A 20,923-nucleotide genomic window follows, 5' to 3' on the forward strand; every position below is an offset into this window, starting at 1 on the left:
GTTACCGGGTGATTGTTATTTTCTTTGTTAGAATAATTTCTTCTCTGTTTTTTACCTGTACCATATAAAGTCCTTCCATGAATGCAGATGTGCTGATTTTAATTTTTTCTTCGTTATATTTTTGAGAGAAAAGTTTTCGTCCGGACATATCAGTAATGCTAATAGTACTTTCCCGGGGCAGATGATCTAAATAGAAAAAGTCTTTTGCAGGGTTAGGGTAGAGGTTGGGTTTATGCCTCTGTTGATTTTCCGGAATGCCAAGCTGTTCAGGACTTAGTTTAACTATCCAGGCATCGATCATACCATGATGTCCGGTAACGTCTCCACTTGTAGATCCTGTACTTCCTGAAACAATATATCCGTTATCAGCGGTCAGTTCAAGAGCAGTTAAGTAATCGAAATCGGGACCTCCCAGGGTTTTCTCCCACTTCAGATTTCCGCTGCTGTCCAGTTTTATGATCCAGTAATCCAGATTACCGTGGTGATTGGTTACCTGTCCGTTGTTGGAAGCTGTCCAGCCCGCAACAATATAATCCCATTCGGGAGTCTGGCGAATAGTTATGGCGTTGTCATGAAAACTTCCTCCAAAATATTTATCCCACTCGATGGTTCCGTTATTGCTTAGTTTGATAACCCAATAATCGGGAAGTCCGCTCTCAAGATTTGAAGAATTAAAAGAAGTGCCCACGGCAATATAACCGCCATCAAAAGTCTGTTGCGCATAATATCCTATGTTATCACCAATATTGCCCAACGTTTTTTGCCATTGCATATTTCCGCCGGAATCGAGTTTTACTACCCAAAAGTCATTGTTTCCGTAGCTTACAGTAATATCGCCATCTGTAGACACGGTGGTTCCTGCAATAATATACCCGCCATCAAAAGTTTGCTGCACAGAATTGACCTGTTCACTGCTGCTTCCACCCAGCGATTTCTGCCATTGTATATTTCCGTTAATATCTAATTTTACGATCCAATAGTCTCCTCCTCCATGATTTCCGCTCACATCTCCGTCATTGGAACTTGAAGATCCGGCTACAATATATCCTCCTTCAGAAGTCTGCTGAATAGATTGTGCCATATCCATACTGCTTCCACCCAGCGATTTCTGCCATTGCATATTCCCGTTGGAATCAAGTTTTACAATCCAGTAATCATAATTTCCATGATTTCCGCTGATATCTCCGTCACCGGAATTGGATGATCCGGCAATAATATATCCTCCATCGGTAGTTTGACGGATGGATTGTGCATCATCAACATTGCTTCCTCCTAACGTTTTTTGCCATTGTATGCCTCCTGCAGGGTTTAATTTTACGATCCAGTAATCTCCTCCTCCGTGATTCCCGGTGACATCTCCATCATTGGACATAGAATTTCCGGCTACAATGTATCCTCCATCGGAGGTTTGCTGAACGGCATTCGCAGATTCACCATGGGTGCCTCCCAATGCTTTTTGCCATTCTATGGAAGGGGCAGACTGGGCAGCTAATGCGGAATAGATAAGAAATAAAAAAGTAGATGTTAAATATCTCATATGTGTTTGAATTGGTGATAGTTATTCAAATATAATTAATTTTAGACTACGTTTTGTGTTTTATTGTTTATTTAATTCATGAAATAAAAAAACTCACACGATAAAGTGTGAGTTTTTGAATGATATGTTAATAAATTATTTATTCTTTTTATAGAAATTTACCCCGCATTCAAGGAATTTTTTGAAATCCTCTTTAGGCATATATCCTGAGACAGGCGTGTTGATGACTTTTCCGTCCGGAGTGATTAAAACATAGTGAGGTTGAGAGTTATTATTGAAGTTCACCTGCTGGAATAAACTCCATCTGTCTCCAATTGTTTTTACCTTCTTGATCTGTCCGTCTCCCAGGTCAATTTTGGTTTTCTGATCCTCAGGAAGCTCTTCCTTATCATCGACATAGAGAGAAGCCAGTACTACATCATTCTGAAGAATCGGTAAAATGTCTGGTTCGCTCCATACAAACTCCTCCATTTTTCTACAGTTTTCACATCCATATCCTGTGAAGTCGATCAATATAGGCTTGTCTTCTTTTTTAGCCAGTTCTATTGCTTTGAAGAAGTCGTGTTCAGGATGCATTCCTAAAATTCCGTCTTTTTCATCATGGAAATAGCTTACATTGAGTGGAGGTAAAATTCCACTTAATAACTGAAGTTTCGGACGGTCAGATGGGATTAACCCTTGAACCAGATAGATCACGAAACCAATTCCCAATACCCCTAATATTTTTCTGGTGATAGAGATTTTAGGCTTTTTATCATCATGAGGGAATCTGATCAATCCTAATAAATAGATTGCTAATCCTAAGGCGATAATAATCCAGATCGCAATGAAAAGTTCTCTTTTTAAGAAGAATGTTTTGGATACAAGATCGGCTTTAGACAAGAATTTCAATGCTAATGCCAGTTCTACGAATCCTAAAACAACTTTTACCGTATTCATCCATCCTCCGGATTTCGGTAGACTTTGTAATGCCTGTGGGAATAATGCCAGCAATCCGAAAATAATAGCCCATGCCAGCCCGAATCCTGCCAACGCAAAAGTCAACAGCATCGGAACATTGGATGAACCTGTTACCGCACTTCCCAGTAAACTTCCTAAAATAGGTCCCGTACATGAGAAAGAAACGATCACCAGAGTCAATGCCATGAAGAAAATACCAATAATTCCTCCTGCCTCTTCCGCTTTGGAAGATTTGTTGGCAATAGAACTTGGCAGCGTGATATCATAATACCCGAAGAAACTTCCGGCAAAGAAGATGAATATGATAAAGAAAGCAATATTCAACCATACGCTTGTAGAAATCTCGTTGAAGATATTTCCTGCGATTCCATCAATAATATGGAAAGGAATACTCAGTAAAACGAATATAAGAAGAATGAAAAAACCATAAATAAGAGCATCTCTTTTTCCTTTTGCTTTGTCTTTACTTCCTTTCGTAAAAAATGAAACGGTAAGTGGAATCATCGGGAACACACATGGCGTAAGCAAAGCAATTAATCCTCCGATAAATCCAAGGAATAGATACGTCCAGTAATTTTCATCCACTTTGGTAGAGGCAGTACCGCAATCCGTCAGTGGTTTTTTGAAATCAATACTTTCAATTTTCAACTGCTTTGGATCTAGTTTTGAAGTTTCTGTGATCGTAGCTTCAGTTTTTGCAGGATTTTCAGTAACCGTCTCAGTTATTTTTACAGAGTCTTTTGCAGGACCTGCAGTTTCCTCGGTCGTAGCCTCTTCCGTTGCCCCTTTTGGTGTAACTTTTTGGTTGAATTCTAATGTGTTGGGAGCCAGGCAAACTCTGTCGTCACAGGTCTGATACGTAATCTCAGAAGTGACATCTGCGGGTTTTGTTGGATCTTTTAATTTAAATTTTTGCTTAAATCCAGCAGAATTGGAGTAGAAAACAATTGTTCCTCCAAACGCTTCAGAAAACTCTTCATGTTTTTTACCAACTTCGGTAAATTTTCCGATCAACTCAATATTCTTTCCTGTCACTTTATACTCCGTCGGAATTCCGGTGTCTTCTGGTAGATCTTTAGAGTAAATATGCCAGCCGTTTTCCATGGTAGCATTCAATACTGCTTCGTATTGATTGTTCCCCAGATCGTTGATGGTGAATTTAAACTTTACAGGATTTTTTATCTGCGCATTAATTCCTGTCGCTAAAAATAGTAGAATTAATAAAAACCAATTTCTAAATTTCATTGTTCATTTCATTAAAGTTTTGAGACTCCATTTCGTTTTCTCATTCTTTGCAAATCTTCTGACTTACCTGAAAGGAAGGCTGTCAAATACAGCATTATTCCTAATGAGTCTGTGTCCAGATTTTTTGCCTCGCTAAAATAGATAATTTTTCGTCCCTAAAAAATTTAGAAACTTTCTTTTTTTAAGCGTGATCCCTAAAATATTTTGTCTTCTGCACTAATCGCAATAGAAGTGTTACTTATTTTATGATTCAAAATGATTATAGATTTTTTCAATTTTGCCAACTTGGTATTATGATGAGGTTCTTTTGCCATGACAAAAACTCTCCGAGAAAATCAATTCAGATTTTTTAAAATATCTTCTACAGATGCTCTGTTTTTATAGTCCGGATCAAAATGTCTCCATGTAATTTCTTTCCCTTCATTAAGGATGAAGGTTGCCGATACAGGAAGCCTTCCGGAATGATCTGATCTGCTGTTGGCAAAATCCTCCTTTAATTTTGAGTTGTAGAAATTAAGGGTTTCACTGTCTGGAGTATAGAGAACATCGAATGCTTCTGCAATTTTATATCCTTCGTCATATAAAACCGTATACTCTGTCTTTGTTTTGCTGATCGTCTTTTCTATAAATTCCGGTTTTTCGGGAGAAATAATAACAAGTCTCGCGTTTTTTGATTTCAGCTCAGGGGTCAGATTTTGTAATGTTTCAATGTATTTGTTACAATACGGACACCATTGCCCACGGATAAAAACAATTACCAGTTTTTTGTTTTCCTTTGATAACGAAAATGTATTACCCAAATGATCTTTCGCATTGAAATTATCAATTTTATCACCTATCATTTTTCCTTTTACCTGATCTAACGTTTTGCCGGATTGAGACATCTTTTTTTTCAGGACAGATGCTCCAACTTCCAGAAACTGTTCAGGATTATAGTATCCGAAATCATATTGAACCAGTTTCCCTTTTGGATCCAGGAATAAAAAGGAAGGATAGTTTACCACTTTAAATTCTTTGGCAAGGCTTAGACCTTCTTTTTCTGCATCAATGGCAAGGTTTACAAAATTTTTGTTGAACATCTCTCCGATTCTCGGATCAGTAAAGGTGTTTTTTGCCATCAGCTTACAAGGTCCGCACCAGGTGGTGAACAGATCAATGAAGATCAGTTTATTCTCTTTTGATGCGATTTTTTTCGCGGCTTCTAAATCAATTTTTTGAAAATTGATACCTGCGCTTTGTGCGTTAAATGAAATTCCTACTAATATAAGAAGACTCAATACGATTTTTTTGAACATATATTTCTTTTCTTATTATGTTCCCTGATCCATAAAAAAATCACCCTTAAATAAAAATATTTCATATAACTATCTGTTTTTCAGTCGTAAAAATATTTTTATTTTTAATTTTTTTGATCTGCTCTACACATTTGTATTTTTGATTCTGAGCATTATGTTTGCTGGAATACTGGTATTTATCCTGAATTTCTTCAATACTTTTGTTTTCAATAAAAATGTCATGGATGAGATTCTGACAATGGGAAGAAATCGATTTGATATAACCAACCAGTTTTTCCCAGTAATACCTTTCATTTTCAATGGCAGTACTTATTTCCTCCTGATGTTCCATAAAATAGTTTTCAGGAGACTCAACATAAAAGTTTCTGTTTTTTAGTTTTTTAAACCACAGGTTTTTTACAATTCCGATAATATAATTTCCCAGACAGGTTTGGACTTTGAAGTCATCAGCATTGAGTTTTTCGTAAAGAATGAGTAATGCATCCTGGAAAATATCTTCTGCATCTTCCAGATTACCTTTATTGTTCAGAATAAATTTCTGAGTATAACCAAAATACTGTTGGTATAAAATTCCAAAAGCTATATTGCTGTCTTTCTTAAAATCATCAACAGCTAACGAATTAGTTGTTTTTCTGTCCACGTTACAGTTATCTTTTTTTGAGTAGTTCTGTCTGCCTGATACCTGCGATCCTGTCTGAGAGGGATGACACCCAAAATATGGTTTTTGGAGTCACACAATAACCAGATCTTTTCCTTGATCAAAGCAGATAATTTTTCGTCCCTAAAAAATTTAGAAACTTTCTTTTTTCCTGAAAACCCTGTCGGAAAAAATTCATCTCCATCCTGTTGTTTTCTCAAAAGGAGGGGAAACTGAAGCTTTTCAGCATCGAAATCCCATTCAAATTCTTTTTGGATCTCTTCATTGTTTTCAATATCATCTACGAGATTGATTCTGATCAGGTTTTGAGAAAAATCAAAGTTTTTGATCAGTACTATTTCTTCCGGAGTTCCCTTTTCTTCATTTTTATCAATGAAAATAAGTTCATCACGGTTGACAATCAACTGATATTCTTTTGAAAAGAAAGAACTGTTGTTTTCAGCTTTAAAAATTTTGGGGATTTCTTCCTCCTGATTGAATCCGAATTTTTTTAAGATTTCAAATTTTACGAAATCACTTTCCTGATCCAGCTTTTCCTTTGATAAGATTTTATAGTTTTGGTTAAATACTGTAAGCTGATTTTCTATCTCCTGAATCTGTTTCTGAACAAAATCTTTAGTCTGATTCAGATATAAAGAACTTTTTCTGAAATTTTCCAGAAAATGATCGTTGGTTTCCATCAGCACCGGAACAATCTCATTCCTGATCTTATTCCTCAGATAATCACTTTTTTTATTAGAAAGATCTTCCCGAAATTCAATAGTATTCTGTTCAGCAAATTGGTAAATTTCTTTTTTTGAAACATTTAAAAGGGGACGAAGGATGTTATTATCATTTGCTGGAATTCCACTCAATCCATTAATGCCGGCAGCTTTGGACAGATTAATAATGAACGTTTCCAGCTGATCGTTAAGATGATGGGCGGTAACGAGAAATTCCAGTTTTTCTTTTTCCTGAATTTCTTTAAAAAAGGCGTATCGAAGCTCTCTTGCCCATAGCTGAATAGAGTTTTCGGGTTTCTGATCTTTTTCTGAAACTTCATACAAATGAAATTTTATATGATTTTTCTCACAAAAATCCTGCACTGTTTTCTGATCCAGATCCGAATCATTACCACGAAGTTTATAATTGATATGAGCTACCTGAAACCGGAACCTGGAATCCTGAATTTTCTGCCCTAAATCCTTGAAAAGAGAGGCGAGAACCATAGAGTCTGCTCCTCCGCTTACCGCCAGAAGATAGGTGTGGTTTTCCGGTTCGTGAACGAGATTTTTTAATTGATTGGTGAAGGCTGATTGATCCAACATAGATGTTGAGAATTTCTTTTATGCAAAGATAACCGATATAATTCAATTGAATTTTCCTAACTTTGAGTAGTCTAAAAATGATTATTTATGAAGATTTTAAAAATTTTAGCAGTTTCTGCAATGGCGCTGGGGATGACATCTTGTGTCAGCAAAAAGCAGTATGATGCTTTGAGCACAAACTATAAGCAGTGTATTGAAAATATCGGAGAAAGACAAAGAGAAATTCAGGATTTGAAATCTCAGAATTCTGCATTGGCGGGTGAAAACAACTTGTTGAAAAGCCAGCACGATGCATTAAAATCATCACTTGATGCGTGTCTGTCTAATACTGGAAAAAGTTCTGCTAACATTGACAAACTGGTAGGCGAAATCAATGCGTCCAATTCTTATATCAAGCAATTGATCTCCAGTAATGCTAAAAATGACAGTTTGAACCTGGCATTGTCTAATAAACTGAAGAGATCTTTGGATAATGTATCTGATGAAGATGTACAGGTAAAAGTATTGAAAGGAGTAGTAATGATCTCCCTTTCTGATAAAATGCTATACAAAACAGGAGATTACAACATCCTGCCTGCCGCTCAGGAAGTGTTGGGTAAAGTAGCAAAAGTAATCAACGATTACGATAAATACTCTGTATTGATCGAAGGTAACACGGATAACGCTCCGTTGAACTCTCCAAATCTTCCAAGAGACAACTGGGATCTTTCTGCATTAAGAGGTACTTCAGTTGCTAAAGTTCTTCAGACTCAGTTTGGAGTAGATCCGGCAAGAATTACTGCTGGTGGACGTTCTGAATACAACCCGAAAGCGACTAACATGAGCGTTTCAGGAAGATCAGAAAACAGAAGAACGGAAATCATCATTATGCCTAAACTTGATGAGTTTATGAAACTGATGGATATCGCTCCTAAGAAATAATGATTAAACCTTATATCATCATAAATCCCGAAGCAATTCGGGATTTATTTTTTTATGAACCAACCTGTTTGGGAATATACTCTGCCGATATTTTTTTCTTTGAAGAAGTGACTGTCTTTTTATCAGACTGTTCAAAATAAAAATTGGTGATATTCCAGACGATCATAATTGCTGAAAAATAATATAAATTCAAAACCAGTGCAATTCCTATATGCATGGAGATGGTAAAGAAAAGCCATGTTTTCTGTGTGGGTTTATACCAGATAAAAAAAGGATAACATATCTCAATAATAATGGTACTCCATCCAATCAAACTTATCAGATAAGAGTGTTCTATCAGCCAGCTGAAATCAATATTCAGGTCTCTGTTGGAGTAGGGGAGATGAATAGCTTTCCAGATAGATTCACCGTTCCACCAGTTGAACCCTAAAGCTTTATCCAGTCCGGAAAAGAAATAAGCAATAGAAATATGAATCTGAAATAATCTTTTAACTGGAGTAATATTACTATGCCCCGGTTTTCTGCCGAAAATAAAATTTCTCAGTGAAAAGTGTTGGTCAGCAGGAAAAAGAATCAGATAAAATAAAGACATGCTTGTGAAAAAATCTGCACCATAGGCAAAAAAAGAACTTCCCTTAAGTAATGCTATCTGTAAAATAAGCAACAATAATGCAGAGATTCTTGAATAAAATCCGGTGATGATCAAAATACACAGTGTAATAAACGATACCTTGGTTATTGCCATTGTTGCACTTTCTTCAATCCCGAGAGTTTGTAAAAAGCTTACTATTTTTGAGAAGGTTATCAACCAGTCTGGAGTAAAAACACTCATAATGTCCTGAGGAATAATACTGTTGCTTGAAAATAATTTTTCAAAATCCGGCAACACTGCAGCAAATTGTAAAAGAATTACAATTCCTATGGCAATCCTAAAGAAGCTTAAGAATTCCGTTTGATTATCTTGTCTGAAAAAGAAATTTTCAATTTTGGTATAGAATGCATTCAGATTTTTCATCACTTTAGTATTTGAATTCATCAATAAGAATAAGATTTTCACTCGTTTTTCCTTTTTTGAAATCTGCAATAGCAGGGTAGTTGTACAGATAAAGCTTTGTAGTTACACTGGATGCTAACGGATTTTCTTTCATTACGTGGGCTGCGATCTGTCTGATAATGATATCCAGGTACTGATAATATTTTTTGTCGTATTTATTTTTGTCGGAAATTTTATCAAGAAACATGTTAAAAACAGTTGTATATCTTACTCTGCTCTCTTTGTTCTTAAAATAAGGCAGGTTTTTCTGTTCAAGGATATTACCATTTTGATCTTTTAATTCAAAGCTCATGACAAAGTCGCTGGCAACATTGGGTGCGTAGAAACCATATCCTGTATCAAAACCAGTGTAAGAAGTAAATATATTAACGGGTTTTGATTGGGCAATGTCTTCGGAAATAGTATATAACAGCGGTTTTTTATAGTCTTTATTTTCATAATAAAAACCATAATATCCATCAAATGTTCCTTTCAGGCCAATGGTGAAAACCAGAAGCAGGATCATAAAAATTCCGGATAACTGAAGCTTTCTTTTCATGACAAAAGATTTAAGAAAAGGCTGTCTTCGGACTAAAAACAGCCTTTTGAGGTTATTTGTAATTCATCAATACGCTGTTCAGCTTTACATTGATTCTTGGATCAATGGCTGTATTAACTTTGTAAGATTTTATAATCACATTGGTAAGATTTCTTCTACCCATCGTTGGTGGACAAATTGTGTATTCTTCTGCTCCTTTAACGGTTAATCTACTTAGAGAGGCGATGTCTTTCTGGCTTAGCAAAGCTGCATTGGTTGCAACCTGGTTGTTTTGAATAGCATAATAATCTTTTCCCAATTCTTTAGCTCCATATTTTTTCAGGATACCGTCCACTTTTTCTCTTAGATCTCCATACTTTTTCCAGTCGATATTAGCTTTCATTAAGCATCCGCGGATTACATACTGTCTGTTGATTTTATAAATAATGAAATTGGTACCCAAACTGTTCTGATGAAGTTTCTGAAGACTTAACAAACTTTTCATGTCTTCGTCAGAAATTTTTTTCACATCTTTCAGTATGTAATTATGGTCTACAATATAATTGCCTTTTTCTTTATAAAAAGACATTTCCTGAGGTTTTAGCTGGGAAAATATCATCACAAGTCCCACTATCGCTCCGATTAATAATAAAGTCTTTGTTTTCATGTGGTTGTTTTTAAAATATCCCTACTCTTTTTTAGGATTTTCGGGTGCCTCCATTATTTGAATGTTTCATGGTTGGAAAACTTATATCAAAGGTAGAGGCATATGAGCGGTCAAATACAGGTGTTTTTCCTATATTTTATGAGGATTTTGACTTGTGAACTGAGATATGAATCAGGATTTTGAAAAATATTGGCTATTCATGGATATTTCAAGCTGATATATTGTGGCTTACAATATGACTTTTGAGAATGAATTGTAGAAATGAACTTAATGAAGTTCTGTTGAATGATGTAGAGAAAAATGATGATGAAGGAAATGGATGAGGTTTTAATCTGAAATAACCTGAGAGGGAATATGTGAGTATAAAGCAAAAATAAATCCCGAAGGTGGACGGGATTTATTTTTTAATCAAATTAATTCTTCCTTTTTCAGGAGTGAAATAATTCGTTGCAAAAATGAAGTGGATATTTCTTTCTTACTTTTTGCTGCAGAAGCATCAGTTCTACTTTTCAGTACAACTTTTTTGTGATTCTCATGGTTAGTTTGTGTCTCTCCTGCAATCATCTTGTTTTCTCTTAGTGTTTTTACCCCTTATTCTTATTGCAAACTTATAACTAATACCACAAAAATAATATCCGTGTTTTCACGGTATTTTATGTGGGGTTTTCACTGAAGTTTATTTTTTTATTTATTAAATGTGTAGTTTTTGTGTTTATAATTATTTGATTAATAAAAGAATATGTATATTTAAATCTCCGTTAAAGGAAATATTAAAGAGGTGTCCGAAAATCTAAAGAGTAGGAAATTAATACTAAACTAAAATCATTATGAAAAATTTAAAAAAGCTTTCAAGAGGAGAAATGAAAACTGTACAAGGTGCTATTAACGGATGTAATCCACAGATATTTTGTACGAGTCTACAAACAAAGTGTTGCCCGGGATGGGTTTGTGCTGGGATAAGACAATATTGTATAGCCATATAATAATTTTTTACGTAGAATGTAGATGGCTAAGAAAAAGAGAGGAATTAATTTCTCTCTTTTTTGTATTTTATATTGAACAAAACAAGGTTTGGGAAAGCTTTAAAATCATTAAATTTGTTTAAATTAAAATGGTATGAGTTTTTTTGAAGAAAAGAATCCTGAAATGGACAGATATTTGGAGGCACACGCTTCTTCGGAATCCGAAATTCTGAAAAAGCTGAGGAGAGAGACATATCAGAAAACCACACAGCCTCATATGATTTCCGGATATCAGCAGGGAAGATTGCTGACGATTATTTCCCAGATGATGCAGCCGAAAAGTATTCTTGAAATAGGAACATTCACAGGATACGCTACCTTATGTCTGGCAGCAGGACTGGCGAAGAACGGGAAAATTACAACATTGGATGTGAATGAAGATCTTGCCTATCTTCCTAAAAAATATTTTGAATCCAGCGAATATGCAGGTCAGATTGAATTTAAACTTCAGGATGCCAAGGAATATTTAAAAGAAACAGATGAATTTTTCGATCTGATTTTTGTAGATGCCGATAAAGAAAACTATGCTGAATATTTCAGACTGATTAAACCGCATACAAAATCCGGAACGGTGATCCTTTTTGATAATGTCTTGTGGTATGGAAAAGTATTGGAAGAAAATCCGAAGCTGAAATCTACCCAGTCGATCCAGGAGTTAAATGATTTGGTAGCAAAAGACGAAGATTTTGAAAATCTTATTTTACCTTTGCGTGATGGAGTCAACTTTCTTCGCAGAAAGTAACTGAAATATTCAAGGATTAAACATTTAAAGAGAGATATATCGTATTTTTAATCTTTAAATCATTCAATCTTTAAATTGAAAATTAATGAATAAAGGAGTTTGTATTGTTACAGTAGCGCCGGTTCGTGCAGAAAATTCTGACAGAGCTGAAATTGTTACGGAAATATTGTTTGGAGAAAGTGCAGATATTTTGGAAGTAGATAAAAACTGGACCAAAATAAAAATGCATTATGATGGCTATGAAGGATGGATGGATACCAAGCAGCTGAAGCCTATAACAGACGAAGAGCTGGCCAAAAGAAAAGTGACTGTCGTTACCGAAGATTTTTCTTCCGTACTAATGAATGATGGTAAAACGTTACTTTCTATGGGTTCCGAAGTGGAGTTTCCGGTGGTAGCTTCAAGAAGAAGCCATGATGTGCGTGAAAGTATCGCTCTGACAGCAAAAGAGTTCCTGAATGTACCTTATCTTTGGGGAGGTAAAAGCTTCTTCGCAGTAGACTGCTCCGGATTTACCCAATTGGTTTACAAAATTCATAATATAAAAATACCCAGAGATGCATCACAACAGGCTGAGGTAGGGGAGCCGCTTACTTTCGTTGAAGAAACACAGCCCGGAGATCTTGCATTCTTTGAAAATGCAGAAGGGAAAATTATTCATGTTGGAATTATGCTGGAAAATCAAAAGATCATCCATGCTTCCGGAAAGGTAAGAATAGACACACTGGATTCCACAGGGATTTTCAACAAAGAAATGAATAAGCATACTCATAAACTGAGAGTACTGAAAAGTGTAATCTAATCCTAATTCAATCTCGTCTGAAATGGAAAATATTCTTTTTACAATTTTTGATATTTTTAATTTTGGATTAGTCGTTTTTCTATGGTGGTTTACCCTGAAAAACTTTAATACATTGCCAGAGAGAATTCCTGTACATTTTGATATGGAGGGAAAAGCGGATGGATTTGGAGGTAAAATGTATGCTTTTCTGATGCCTTTATTGGCTCTGGGATTATATGCTCTGTTCGTGTATGGCTTGAGACATCCCGAAGACACTAATTTCCCGGTAGAAATTACGGCTCAGAATATGAATGCTCAGTTTTTAATTATGAAGATTGGCCTGAGAATTCTTTTTTTGTTTTTAGCGGTTATTTTTATGAATATTCAGGACTATATGTTCAGATATGCCGTAGATGATCAGGCTAAACCGAGAATTACATTCGCAACCATCTTTTTATCTGTCGTGTTATTTACTCCTGCATTACTTTTTATTGCCCATCTATTCAAATGATACATTCTAAAGATAATTCAGAACATTATATCTGGGGAAGCCAATGTGACAGCTGGATTCTTAAAAATACCCGAAGCTTATCCGTAAAACAGGAGAAAATGCCTGCAGGAACTTCAGAAAAACTACACTTTCATAAAGTGGCAGAACAGTTTTTCTATATTCTGAAAGGTGAAGCAGTATTCTATATCAATGAAGAAAAATTCCTGGTTGGGCAGGATGAATCTATATCCATTGAGCCGGGAGCAAAGCATTTTACCTCCAATGAATCAAATGAAGAAATTGAATTTTTAGTCATATCAAATCCTCCCACGGATCACGACAGAATTGAAATTAAAGAATAAGTAAAATGGCTTTTTTATACAATATATTTATCAGTCTTCTTACCTTCGGCATGAAGGTTTTTGCCTTGATTAATGATAAAACTAAAAAAGGCGTTGAAGGAAGAAGTCAGTCTTTGAATAAAGTAAAGTCTGCATTTTCAAAAACAGATCAGGTAATTTGGATGCATGCTGCAAGCCTGGGCGAATATGAACAGGGATTACCTGTTCTGGAGAAATTGAAAGAGAATTTTCCTCAACACAAAATACTCGTGACCTTCTTTTCTCCATCAGGATATGAAAATGTGGTTAAGAAAAAACATATTGCAGACGTTATTTGTTATTTGCCTTTCGATAAAAAAAGTATTGTAAGAGAATTTACAGACCAATTTAATACTGAACTATTTTTTACGGTTAAATATGATTATTGGTATAACCTCCTTGCAGAACTGAAAAATAAAGGGACAGAGATTTATGTCATTTCTGCACTGTTTTATGAAAGACAATCTTTTTTTACTTCCTATGGAAAATGGTTTGTGAAGCAGCTTCAGAAAAATGTAGACTGGTTTTTTCACCAGACTCAGTTTTCCTTGGCCTTGGCGAAAAGCGTTGGATTAATGAAGTCTTCCGTAACGGGAGATACAAGATTTGACAGAGTAAAACAGCTGCGAGAAAGAAATAATCATGTAGATTTCATTGCAGATTTCAAAGGGGAAAGTAAAGCTGTTGTTTTTGGAAGTTCATGGCAGGCAGAAGAGAAAATAGCAGAAGTAGTTTCCCGTAAAAATAATACGGTAAAACTTATTATTGCCCCCCACGATCTGAAAAGAGTAGAGCATTTGAAAAATATATTCCCGGATGCCTTATTGTATAGTGAAATACAAAATACCCGGCCTTCAACTTTCAATACTCCAATTCTGATTATAGACAGCATTGGTTTATTATCAAAATTATATTCTTATGCAGATGTAGCTGTTGTAGGAGGAGGATTTCATGATGCGGGACTTCACAATATTCTGGAAGCCGCTACTTTTGGTGTTCCTGTGATCTTTGGAAATCATTACAAAAAGAATCCGGAAGCGGATGACCTGATCTCGGCCAATGGCGGAAAGTCTTTCCCTGACGAATATGCAGCTTCAGAATTTGTTTTATTTCTTACGAATGAGGATAACAGAGAAGAACTTACTGAAATGTCTCAAAATGCAGAAAAATTCGTAGACGGAAAACCTGATTCTACCAGAATGATTCTTCAGAAAATCCTATCGTAAAAATCCCTGGCTTTTAATGTCTTTCATAATCTGATCGATATTATCCGGAATTCTGTCACATTCAAACCAGTTGAAGTCAAGACCATTATTGATGCATAGCTTTTGGAGATAATGATTTTCTAAAACTTTATTCAGGGTATCACGAAGGTATTCATCAATTTCCATCCAGTAATCTTCATCCAGTTTTTTTACAAGAATTAATGACTTGAAAATTTTGTTGATGGTGTAAATATAAAGCTTGTAAACATTATCAAACCTTTGTCTGCTGAGATCACCATTATTTTCCAATACCTTATTCACGAGAAGAAGATTCAGGGAAACCTCTCCGAATTTATCGGTCGTTATTTTTACATGTTCCGTGATTTCAGCACTTATTTTTCGAACAGTAGCCAGGAAATATTTAGCATTTCCCACATACTTTGAGGCCAAGAGCATCTGTTCCTTCACATGTTCTTCCATCGCGTTTCTTTTATCATCCGTGGTTTCCGGATCAATCAGTTCGAAGTAGAGTTTTTTAGATAATAATTTATCCTTTCTCAGGAGTCTGAAAATAAGTTTGTCCTTCTCCGTTCCGGAAAAAGCACTCAGAGCGGCTTTGAACTCTTTTGAATACTCCATTAATTGAAAATTTTCGAATATTTCAGAAATCCGTTTAATGCCCAGTTAGCCGTATAATACAACGATTTTACTGTGGAGAATCCCATGAAATCTTTATAAACAAGATATTGATCTTTAATGATGTTTTTTTTATTTCTTGAAACGCTGTTTTCACGCATCCTGTATTTGGCCAGTGTCTTTTTTACAGGAATTCCTTCCGGAATTACTTTTAAAAGATTCAGCCACATCACATGATCTTCGCGTTTACTTTTTACAGGGAATAAAAACTTGCCGACTCTTTGAGTGTCATACATTGTAGAAACCGGTGCCAGACGACATGTTTTCAGCAGATTGGAGAATGTAACCACTTTATCCGCCAAGAAATCTTTAAGTATAGGCTGAAGCTGTTCATCGCATCTTGAATAATTACAATAAACAAGTTCTGCTTTGTGCTCCTGCATATAATCCGTCATCATTTCCAGATATTCGGGATACCAGTAATCATCGGAATCCAGAAAGGCAATGTATCTTCCCTGTGCTCTTTCCAGGCTGTTGTTTCTTGCATTTCCTGCGCCTCCGTTTTTCTCCAGTACCTGCAGTTTTATTCTGGGATCATTATATTTTCGGATGATCTCAACGGTATTATCTTTGGAAAGGTCGTCAGTAATGAGCCACTCCCAATTTTCATAGGTTTGGTTAAGAACAGACTGTATGGTTTCCTCGATAAATTCTGCAGAATTATAACAGGGAGTAATGATAGAGACAAGATCTTTCATTTATGTTTTTTAAACTGCTAAATTATAAAAATCTTTTTTCATAAAGATGCCAGGAGCTTATACCTACTGCAATTACCACCAACATACATACCAAAGCCATTACAAATGGATTGTAATCTTCAAACAATCCTAAAGTCTGGAAAGTCCTGATAATAGGGAAGTGGAAAATGTAGATTCCATAGGTGAAATCACCATATTTTCCAAAATTATTTAAGAATTTGAATGAATAGGCAACATACATTACGATAACCCCGATCATCATTGGAGAAAAAAGCTGAACTTTTAAAAATAAGTCAATCCACACAGTAACGAATGCAATAATGAAAATGATATTTTTATGCTGGATAAATTTATCGAAATTAAAGTAAATCAACATTCCAGGGATAAAATAGGATAATGTTCCTGGAAGCTGTTTGGCAAGGGAAATTTTATTTAAAGATTCAAAATAATTTAGATAAATAAGTGATAAGAAGTATAGAATAACCAAACTTACATTTCTGTATTTATTGTTTTTCCCGAAAAGCAAAAACAACAGAGGAACCGCAAAATAGTAGCACATTTCTATTTTCAGTGTCCATAGGGCACCATTTACTGCTTGATTCCCAAAAACTCCGGGAAGCCAGGGTGCTTTAAAATTTAAAAATAATGAATTCCAAAATAGGTATTTATAAACTTGTGTATTGCTGAAATATTCAGTGAAGGAATAGGTACTTACCAGGCTTAATAAAATTGCGCATAAAAAAATAACCAATAAGTAGGCGGGAACAATTCTTCTGATTCTCTTTTTTAAATAGCTTTTCAGGCTTGAAGACCTTTCATAGCTCCTTGCAATAAGAAATCCGCTCACCGCAAAAAAGCCGAAAACAGCAATTTCTATAGGGCTATGCTCAAAAATCCTGAGGTCAGGAGAAGCGCTGAGTGTGCCAAGATGTCCCAAAAAGACAATAAAGGCAAGGAGAACACGTATAAAATCAAAATTGTTTCTCGTAATATCCTGCATTTGTATTTTGTTTCCTGCAAAAATAACTTTTTTAATAGAATGAACGATGCTCATGTATTCACTATTTGTTAAATAAAGGGAAAATCAGGTGTCCCTATTTTTAAATATATATAAATAATCGTCGATGAAATAATTTTTCATAAAAAATAGTAATATAAATCAAAAAAATTATAATTTTAGCGCTTGAAAAAATTGATCTATGAAGAAATTAGCATTACTATTTGCAGGTTTATCTTTGTTTGCTGCAGCTACAGGCTGTAGTAGTGACAATGATACTGTTCTGGAAGCTCCTCTTGTTGGGACATGGCAACCGTTAAAAGAAGTAGTTACCACTGTAGAAGTTGGTGAAGACCCGGTTTCTAACACGATTACTTATACAGACTGTCAGAAAAAGACAAGATGGTGGTTCAGCGTTGATTCTAAGGGAGGGAAAACGAACTGGGGAGATACTGCTACCCCTGGTCAGTGTGCTATTCTTTCAGATATAAAATTCAATTATACTTATAATAAGGAAGGGAAAGACGTTCAGATGAAAATTCAGGGAATCGTAGAGCCGCAGAATGCAAAGGTGATTACTTTGGATGCAACAACGCTCAATCTTGCGGTAAGAGAGGAGACTCAGGATCCTACTATATTCCAGACAAGAACATATACCTTCAAGAGAGTTACTCAATAATAGTATATACTTCAGGATATAAAACAGATCTCATCTCCGGATGGGATTTTTTTGTTGAGGTAGAATTTGTAATTCATCATAATTTCAATTTCTATTTACTTTAAAATCATTAATTTTGTGAATCTTGACAAAAAGAAAAAATAATCAGTTTAACATATAACATATATATCAAGTGTTTTACGATCATCAGCAGATAGAAAAAAAGTGGCAGAAATACTGGGAGGAAAATCAAACCTATAAAACCTCTAATAACACAGACAAACCTAAGTTTTATGTACTCGATATGTTTCCGTACCCATCAGGAGCAGGACTTCACGTAGGTCACCCGCTGGGATATATTGCATCGGATATCTATGCGAGATACAAAAGACATCAGGGGTTTAATGTACTCCACCCGGTAGGATATGACAGCTTTGGACTTCCTGCTGAACAATATGCTATTCAGACAGGGCAGCACCCGGCTATTACTACAGAACAGAATATCAACAGATATGAAGAGCAGCTGAGAAAAATCGGTTTCTCATTCGACTGGACCAGAGAAGTAAGAACTTCAGATGCTTCTTATTATAAATGGACACAATGGATTTTTATCCAGTTGTATCATTCCTGGTATAATAAAAATACAGATAAGGCGGAGCCTATTGATTCTTTAATTCAGCATTTTGAAGAAAAAGGAACAGAAGGATTAAATGCCAATCAGAACGACGAATTAAATTTCACTGCAGAAGAATGGAAGAATGCTTCTGAAATTGATAAAGAAGACATCCTTTTAAACTACCGTCTTGCCTACAGAGCAGAAACCACTGTAAACTGGTGCCCTGCATTAGGAACTGTATTGGCCAACGATGAAGTAAAGGATGGAAAATCCGAAAGAGGAGGATTCCCGGTTTTCCAGAAGAAAATGATGCAGTGGAGTATGAGAATTTCCGCATATTCTGAAAGATTATTACAGGGATTAAATACCTTAGACTGGCCGCAGCCGTTGAAAGATTCCCAGGAATACTGGATCGGGAAATCTCAGGGAGCACAGGTTCAGTTCAAAGTAGAAGGGCATGACGAGACTGTTGAAGTATTTACAACAAGGCCTGATACGATATTTGGAGCAACCTTTATGGTACTGGCTCCGGAAAATCCTTTAGTGGAAACGATTACTACAGATGCTCAAAAAGTAGAAGTAGATACTTATATTGAAGAAACATCCAAAAAAACGGAGAGAGACAGAATGTCTGACGTGAAAAACGTGAGCGGAGCTTTCACAGGAAGTTATGCAATCAATCCTTTCAGCAATGAAAAAATGCCGATCTATATTTCCGACTATGTGTTGATGGGATATGGAACAGGAGCAGTAATGGCAGTTCCGGCACACGATGAGCGTGACCACAGATTTGCTAAGAAATTTAATCTTGAAATCAAGAAAGTTGTAGAAACCGAAGAAGACGTTCAGGAAAAATCTTTTGATTCCAAAGATTCCGTTTGTGTAAACTCTGATTTCTTAAACGGATTACATTATAATGAAGCGAAAGCAAAAATGATTTCCGAGATCGAAACGAAAGGAATCGGTCATGGAACAACAAACTACAGACAGCGTGATGCTATTTTCTCAAGACAGCGTTATTGGGGAGAACCAGTTCCTATATATTATAAGGATGGAATGCCTTACACGTTGCCAACTTCCGCTTTACCTTTGGAACTTCCTGAAGTTGAAAAATACTTACCTACAGAAGATGGAGATCCACCATTGGGAAATGCAAAAGAATTTGCATGGGATGAAGCTAACCAGAAAGTAGTAGCTACAGATCTTATTGATGACAAAACTATTTTCCCGTTAGAATTATCTACAATGCCAGGTTGGGCAGGAAGCTCATGGTATTTCCTTAGATACATGGATCCGAATGATGAAGAAACTTTTGTTAAAAAAGAGTTAGCAGATTATTGGGGACAGGTAGACCTATATATAGGAGGAAGCGAACATGCAACCGGTCACTTATTGTATTCCCGTTTCTGGAACATGTTCTTAAAAGACAGAGGATATATCAGCCATGATGAACCATTCCAGAAACTGATCAATCAGGGGATGATCTTAGGAATGAGTGCATTTGTATACAGAATTGACGGCACAAATCAATATGTGTCTAAAAATTTAGCTAAAGATTACCAGACTCAGCAGATTCACGTAGACGTATCCTTATTAAAAGGAACTTCTGACGAATTGGATACTGAAGCCTTCAAAGCATGGAGACCGGATTATGCAGATGCAGAATTTATTCTGGAGGACGGAAAATACATCACAGACCGTGAAGTAGAAAAAATGTCCAAGTCAAAATATAATGTAGTCAATCCTGATGATATCTGTGAAGAGTACGGAGCAGACGGCTTACGTTTATATGAAATGTTCTTAGGACCGTTAGAACAATCCAAGCCTTGGAATACTCAAGGGTTAAGCGGAGTATATGGTTTCCTTAAAAAATTCTGGAACCTGTATTTCAACGGAGACGTATTTGAAGTTTCAGACGAAGAACCTACAAAAGCGGAATACAAAGTTTTACATACCTTAATAAAGAAGGTAGTATACGATATTGAAAACTTCTCTTTCAATACTTCAGTATCATCCTTTATGATTGCTGTAAACGAGCTTCAGAAAATAAAATGCAACAAGCGCAATATTTTAGAACCGCTTGCCGTTATCATTTCTCCGTATGCTCCTCACATCTGTGAAGAATTGTGGAGTTTATTAGGACACGGTACATCGATAGAATTTGAAAAATTCCCGGCATTGAATGAGGATTATCTGGTTGAAGACGAAATTGAGTATCCGGTAAGCGTAAATGGTAAAATGAAGTTCAAAATTTCACTTTCCGCTCAATTATCTGCCAAGGAAGTAGAAGATTTGGTGATTTCTAACGAGAAAATGCAACAGATTTTGGAGGGTAAAACCCCTAAAAAAATCATTGTAGTCCCTCACCGTATTGTGAATATCGTAATTTAAAAAAAAATTAACATTGGGAAATTAAAAAAAATGGGTGTCTTATTTTTATGATTTTTTAATTCAAATGTTAAATTTGGAAAAAATAA

At 35.7% G+C, this 20,923-nt stretch carries 20 protein-coding genes; 9 read left to right on the forward strand and 11 right to left on the reverse strand.

Features of this window, described 5'->3' with window-relative positions:
- Position 1: 1 nt before the first annotated feature.
- From DEU39_RS16720 to tilS, 5 genes are all read right to left on the reverse strand, one after another.
- A complete protein-coding gene (locus tag DEU39_RS16720; RefSeq protein WP_120232709.1) occupies positions 2-1,537 on the reverse strand; it encodes a T9SS type A sorting domain-containing protein in 1,536 nt (511 codons plus the stop codon).
- 135 nt (positions 1,538-1,672) lie between these two features.
- Positions 1,673-3,742, reverse strand: coding sequence for a protein-disulfide reductase DsbD family protein (locus DEU39_RS16725; RefSeq protein ID WP_062675739.1), 2,070 nt, complete (start codon positions 3,740-3,742; stop codon positions 1,673-1,675).
- Between the two features lie 335 nt (positions 3,743-4,077).
- Entirely contained in the window at positions 4,078-5,037 is a 960-nt protein-coding gene (locus DEU39_RS16735) for a redoxin domain-containing protein (RefSeq protein WP_120232710.1), read from the reverse strand.
- 61 nt (positions 5,038-5,098) lie between these two features.
- Positions 5,099-5,677 carry an RNA polymerase sigma factor gene (locus tag DEU39_RS16740; RefSeq protein ID WP_062675741.1) on the reverse strand — a complete coding sequence of 193 codons (579 nt, stop codon included), beginning with the start codon at positions 5,675-5,677 and terminating at the stop codon, positions 5,099-5,101.
- On the reverse strand, positions 5,650-7,002 hold the full coding sequence (tilS, locus tag DEU39_RS16745) for a tRNA lysidine(34) synthetase TilS (protein ID WP_062675742.1): 1,353 nt from the start codon (positions 7,000-7,002) through the stop codon (positions 5,650-5,652). Before tilS ends, DEU39_RS16740 begins: the two co-directional genes overlap by 28 nt.
- A gap of 87 nt (positions 7,003-7,089) precedes the next feature.
- Here tilS and DEU39_RS16750 point away from each other — a divergent pair, with 87 nt between their 5' ends.
- A complete protein-coding gene (locus DEU39_RS16750) occupies positions 7,090-7,923 on the forward strand; it encodes an OmpA family protein (protein ID WP_047435593.1) in 834 nt (277 codons plus the stop codon).
- 52 nt (positions 7,924-7,975) lie between these two features.
- On the opposite strand, the gene DEU39_RS16755 is transcribed toward DEU39_RS16750, so the two are convergent.
- Genes DEU39_RS16755 through DEU39_RS16765 form a run of 3 tightly spaced genes read right to left on the reverse strand, consistent with a single transcriptional unit; the run spans position 7,976 to position 10,161 of the window.
- Positions 7,976-8,938 (reverse strand): HTTM domain-containing protein, encoded by a 963-nt coding sequence (locus tag DEU39_RS16755; RefSeq protein ID WP_120232925.1) that lies wholly within the window; start codon positions 8,936-8,938, stop codon positions 7,976-7,978.
- 4 nt (positions 8,939-8,942) lie between these two features.
- A complete protein-coding gene (locus DEU39_RS16760; protein WP_120232711.1) occupies positions 8,943-9,515 on the reverse strand; it encodes a hypothetical protein in 573 nt (190 codons plus the stop codon).
- A gap of 52 nt (positions 9,516-9,567) precedes the next feature.
- Positions 9,568-10,161 carry a hypothetical protein gene (locus DEU39_RS16765; RefSeq protein WP_062675744.1) on the reverse strand — a complete coding sequence of 198 codons (594 nt, stop codon included), beginning with the start codon at positions 10,159-10,161 and terminating at the stop codon, positions 9,568-9,570.
- A gap of 827 nt (positions 10,162-10,988) precedes the next feature.
- Between DEU39_RS16765 and DEU39_RS24835 the strand changes: the two genes are divergently transcribed.
- The 6 genes from DEU39_RS24835 to DEU39_RS16790 all read left to right on the forward strand — a co-directional run bounded on the left by DEU39_RS24835 (position 10,989) and on the right by DEU39_RS16790 (position 14,802).
- Entirely contained in the window at positions 10,989-11,144 is a 156-nt protein-coding gene (locus DEU39_RS24835) for a CCPGW family putative bacteriocin (protein WP_409193480.1), read from the forward strand.
- A gap of 133 nt (positions 11,145-11,277) precedes the next feature.
- Positions 11,278-11,925 (forward strand): O-methyltransferase, encoded by a 648-nt coding sequence (locus tag DEU39_RS16770; protein ID WP_120232712.1) that lies wholly within the window; start codon positions 11,278-11,280, stop codon positions 11,923-11,925.
- An 85-nt stretch (positions 11,926-12,010) separates the two neighbouring features.
- The gene (locus tag DEU39_RS16775; RefSeq protein ID WP_062675746.1) at positions 12,011-12,727 is read left to right on the forward strand and encodes a C40 family peptidase; all 717 of its coding nucleotides are present in this window, start codon (positions 12,011-12,013) and stop codon (positions 12,725-12,727) included.
- Positions 12,728-12,749: 22 nt separating this feature from the next.
- The gene (locus DEU39_RS16780; RefSeq protein ID WP_120232713.1) at positions 12,750-13,217 is read left to right on the forward strand and encodes a DUF1648 domain-containing protein; all 468 of its coding nucleotides are present in this window, start codon (positions 12,750-12,752) and stop codon (positions 13,215-13,217) included.
- Positions 13,214-13,558: a cupin domain-containing protein gene (locus DEU39_RS16785; protein ID WP_120232714.1), complete on the forward strand. Its 345-nt coding sequence runs from the start codon at positions 13,214-13,216 to the stop codon at positions 13,556-13,558. The genes DEU39_RS16780 and DEU39_RS16785 overlap by 4 nt, the downstream gene beginning before the upstream one ends.
- Before the next feature lie 5 nt (positions 13,559-13,563).
- The gene (locus tag DEU39_RS16790) at positions 13,564-14,802 is read left to right on the forward strand and encodes a 3-deoxy-D-manno-octulosonic acid transferase (RefSeq protein ID WP_120232715.1); all 1,239 of its coding nucleotides are present in this window, start codon (positions 13,564-13,566) and stop codon (positions 14,800-14,802) included.
- On the opposite strand, the gene DEU39_RS16795 is transcribed toward DEU39_RS16790, so the two are convergent.
- The 3 genes from DEU39_RS16795 to DEU39_RS16805 are packed head-to-tail and all read right to left on the reverse strand — an operon-like array spanning position 14,794 to position 17,229.
- A complete protein-coding gene (locus tag DEU39_RS16795; RefSeq protein WP_120232716.1) occupies positions 14,794-15,420 on the reverse strand; it encodes a deoxyuridine 5'-triphosphate nucleotidohydrolase in 627 nt (208 codons plus the stop codon). The genes DEU39_RS16790 and DEU39_RS16795 overlap by 9 nt on opposite strands.
- Positions 15,420-16,175: a glycosyltransferase family 2 protein gene (locus DEU39_RS16800; RefSeq protein ID WP_062675751.1), complete on the reverse strand. Its 756-nt coding sequence runs from the start codon at positions 16,173-16,175 to the stop codon at positions 15,420-15,422. The genes DEU39_RS16795 and DEU39_RS16800 overlap by 1 nt, the downstream gene beginning before the upstream one ends.
- A gap of 22 nt (positions 16,176-16,197) precedes the next feature.
- Positions 16,198-17,229, reverse strand: coding sequence for an acyltransferase family protein (locus tag DEU39_RS16805; RefSeq protein WP_120232717.1), 1,032 nt, complete (start codon positions 17,227-17,229; stop codon positions 16,198-16,200).
- A gap of 145 nt (positions 17,230-17,374) precedes the next feature.
- Here DEU39_RS16805 and DEU39_RS16810 point away from each other — a divergent pair, with 145 nt between their 5' ends.
- Both DEU39_RS16810 and leuS read left to right on the forward strand, forming a co-directional pair.
- A complete protein-coding gene (locus DEU39_RS16810) occupies positions 17,375-17,851 on the forward strand; it encodes a lipocalin family protein (RefSeq protein ID WP_120232718.1) in 477 nt (158 codons plus the stop codon).
- A gap of 172 nt (positions 17,852-18,023) precedes the next feature.
- Positions 18,024-20,837: a leucine--tRNA ligase gene (gene leuS / locus DEU39_RS16815; protein ID WP_120232719.1), complete on the forward strand. Its 2,814-nt coding sequence runs from the start codon at positions 18,024-18,026 to the stop codon at positions 20,835-20,837.
- The last annotated feature ends 86 nt before the right edge of the window (positions 20,838-20,923 follow it).

Origin of the sequence: Chryseobacterium sp. AG363, from assembly GCF_003610675.1 — a bacterium.
GTDB lineage: Bacteria > Bacteroidota > Bacteroidia > Flavobacteriales > Weeksellaceae > Chryseobacterium > Chryseobacterium cucumeris.

Bases quoted from the DNA above. Each gene is read 5' to 3' on its own strand.
- DEU39_RS16720 (WP_120232709.1), bottom strand. From the start codon at position 1,537: ATGAGATATTTAACATCTACTTTTTTATTTCTTATCTATTCCGCATTA.
- DEU39_RS16725 (WP_062675739.1), bottom strand. From the start codon at position 3,742: ATGAAATTTAGAAATTGGTTTTTATTAATTCTACTATTTTTAGCGACA.
- DEU39_RS16735 (WP_120232710.1), bottom strand. From the start codon at position 5,037: ATGTTCAAAAAAATCGTATTGAGTCTTCTTATATTAGTAGGAATTTCA.
- tilS (WP_062675742.1), bottom strand. From the start codon at position 7,002: ATGTTGGATCAATCAGCCTTCACCAATCAATTAAAAAATCTCGTTCAC.
- DEU39_RS16750 (WP_047435593.1), top strand. From the start codon at position 7,090: ATGAAGATTTTAAAAATTTTAGCAGTTTCTGCAATGGCGCTGGGGATG.
- DEU39_RS16755 (WP_120232925.1), bottom strand. From the start codon at position 8,938: ATGAAAAATCTGAATGCATTCTATACCAAAATTGAAAATTTCTTTTTC.
- DEU39_RS16760 (WP_120232711.1), bottom strand. From the start codon at position 9,515: ATGAAAAGAAAGCTTCAGTTATCCGGAATTTTTATGATCCTGCTTCTG.
- DEU39_RS16765 (WP_062675744.1), bottom strand. From the start codon at position 10,161: ATGAAAACAAAGACTTTATTATTAATCGGAGCGATAGTGGGACTTGTG.
- DEU39_RS24835 (WP_409193480.1), top strand. From the start codon at position 10,989: ATGAAAAATTTAAAAAAGCTTTCAAGAGGAGAAATGAAAACTGTACAA.
- DEU39_RS16770 (WP_120232712.1), top strand. From the start codon at position 11,278: ATGAGTTTTTTTGAAGAAAAGAATCCTGAAATGGACAGATATTTGGAG.
- DEU39_RS16775 (WP_062675746.1), top strand. From the start codon at position 12,011: ATGAATAAAGGAGTTTGTATTGTTACAGTAGCGCCGGTTCGTGCAGAA.
- DEU39_RS16780 (WP_120232713.1), top strand. From the start codon at position 12,750: ATGGAAAATATTCTTTTTACAATTTTTGATATTTTTAATTTTGGATTA.
- DEU39_RS16785 (WP_120232714.1), top strand. From the start codon at position 13,214: ATGATACATTCTAAAGATAATTCAGAACATTATATCTGGGGAAGCCAA.
- DEU39_RS16790 (WP_120232715.1), top strand. From the start codon at position 13,564: ATGGCTTTTTTATACAATATATTTATCAGTCTTCTTACCTTCGGCATG.
- DEU39_RS16795 (WP_120232716.1), bottom strand. From the start codon at position 15,420: ATGGAGTATTCAAAAGAGTTCAAAGCCGCTCTGAGTGCTTTTTCCGGA.
- DEU39_RS16800 (WP_062675751.1), bottom strand. From the start codon at position 16,175: ATGAAAGATCTTGTCTCTATCATTACTCCCTGTTATAATTCTGCAGAA.
- DEU39_RS16805 (WP_120232717.1), bottom strand. From the start codon at position 17,229: ATGAGCATCGTTCATTCTATTAAAAAAGTTATTTTTGCAGGAAACAAA.
- DEU39_RS16810 (WP_120232718.1), top strand. From the start codon at position 17,375: ATGAAGAAATTAGCATTACTATTTGCAGGTTTATCTTTGTTTGCTGCA.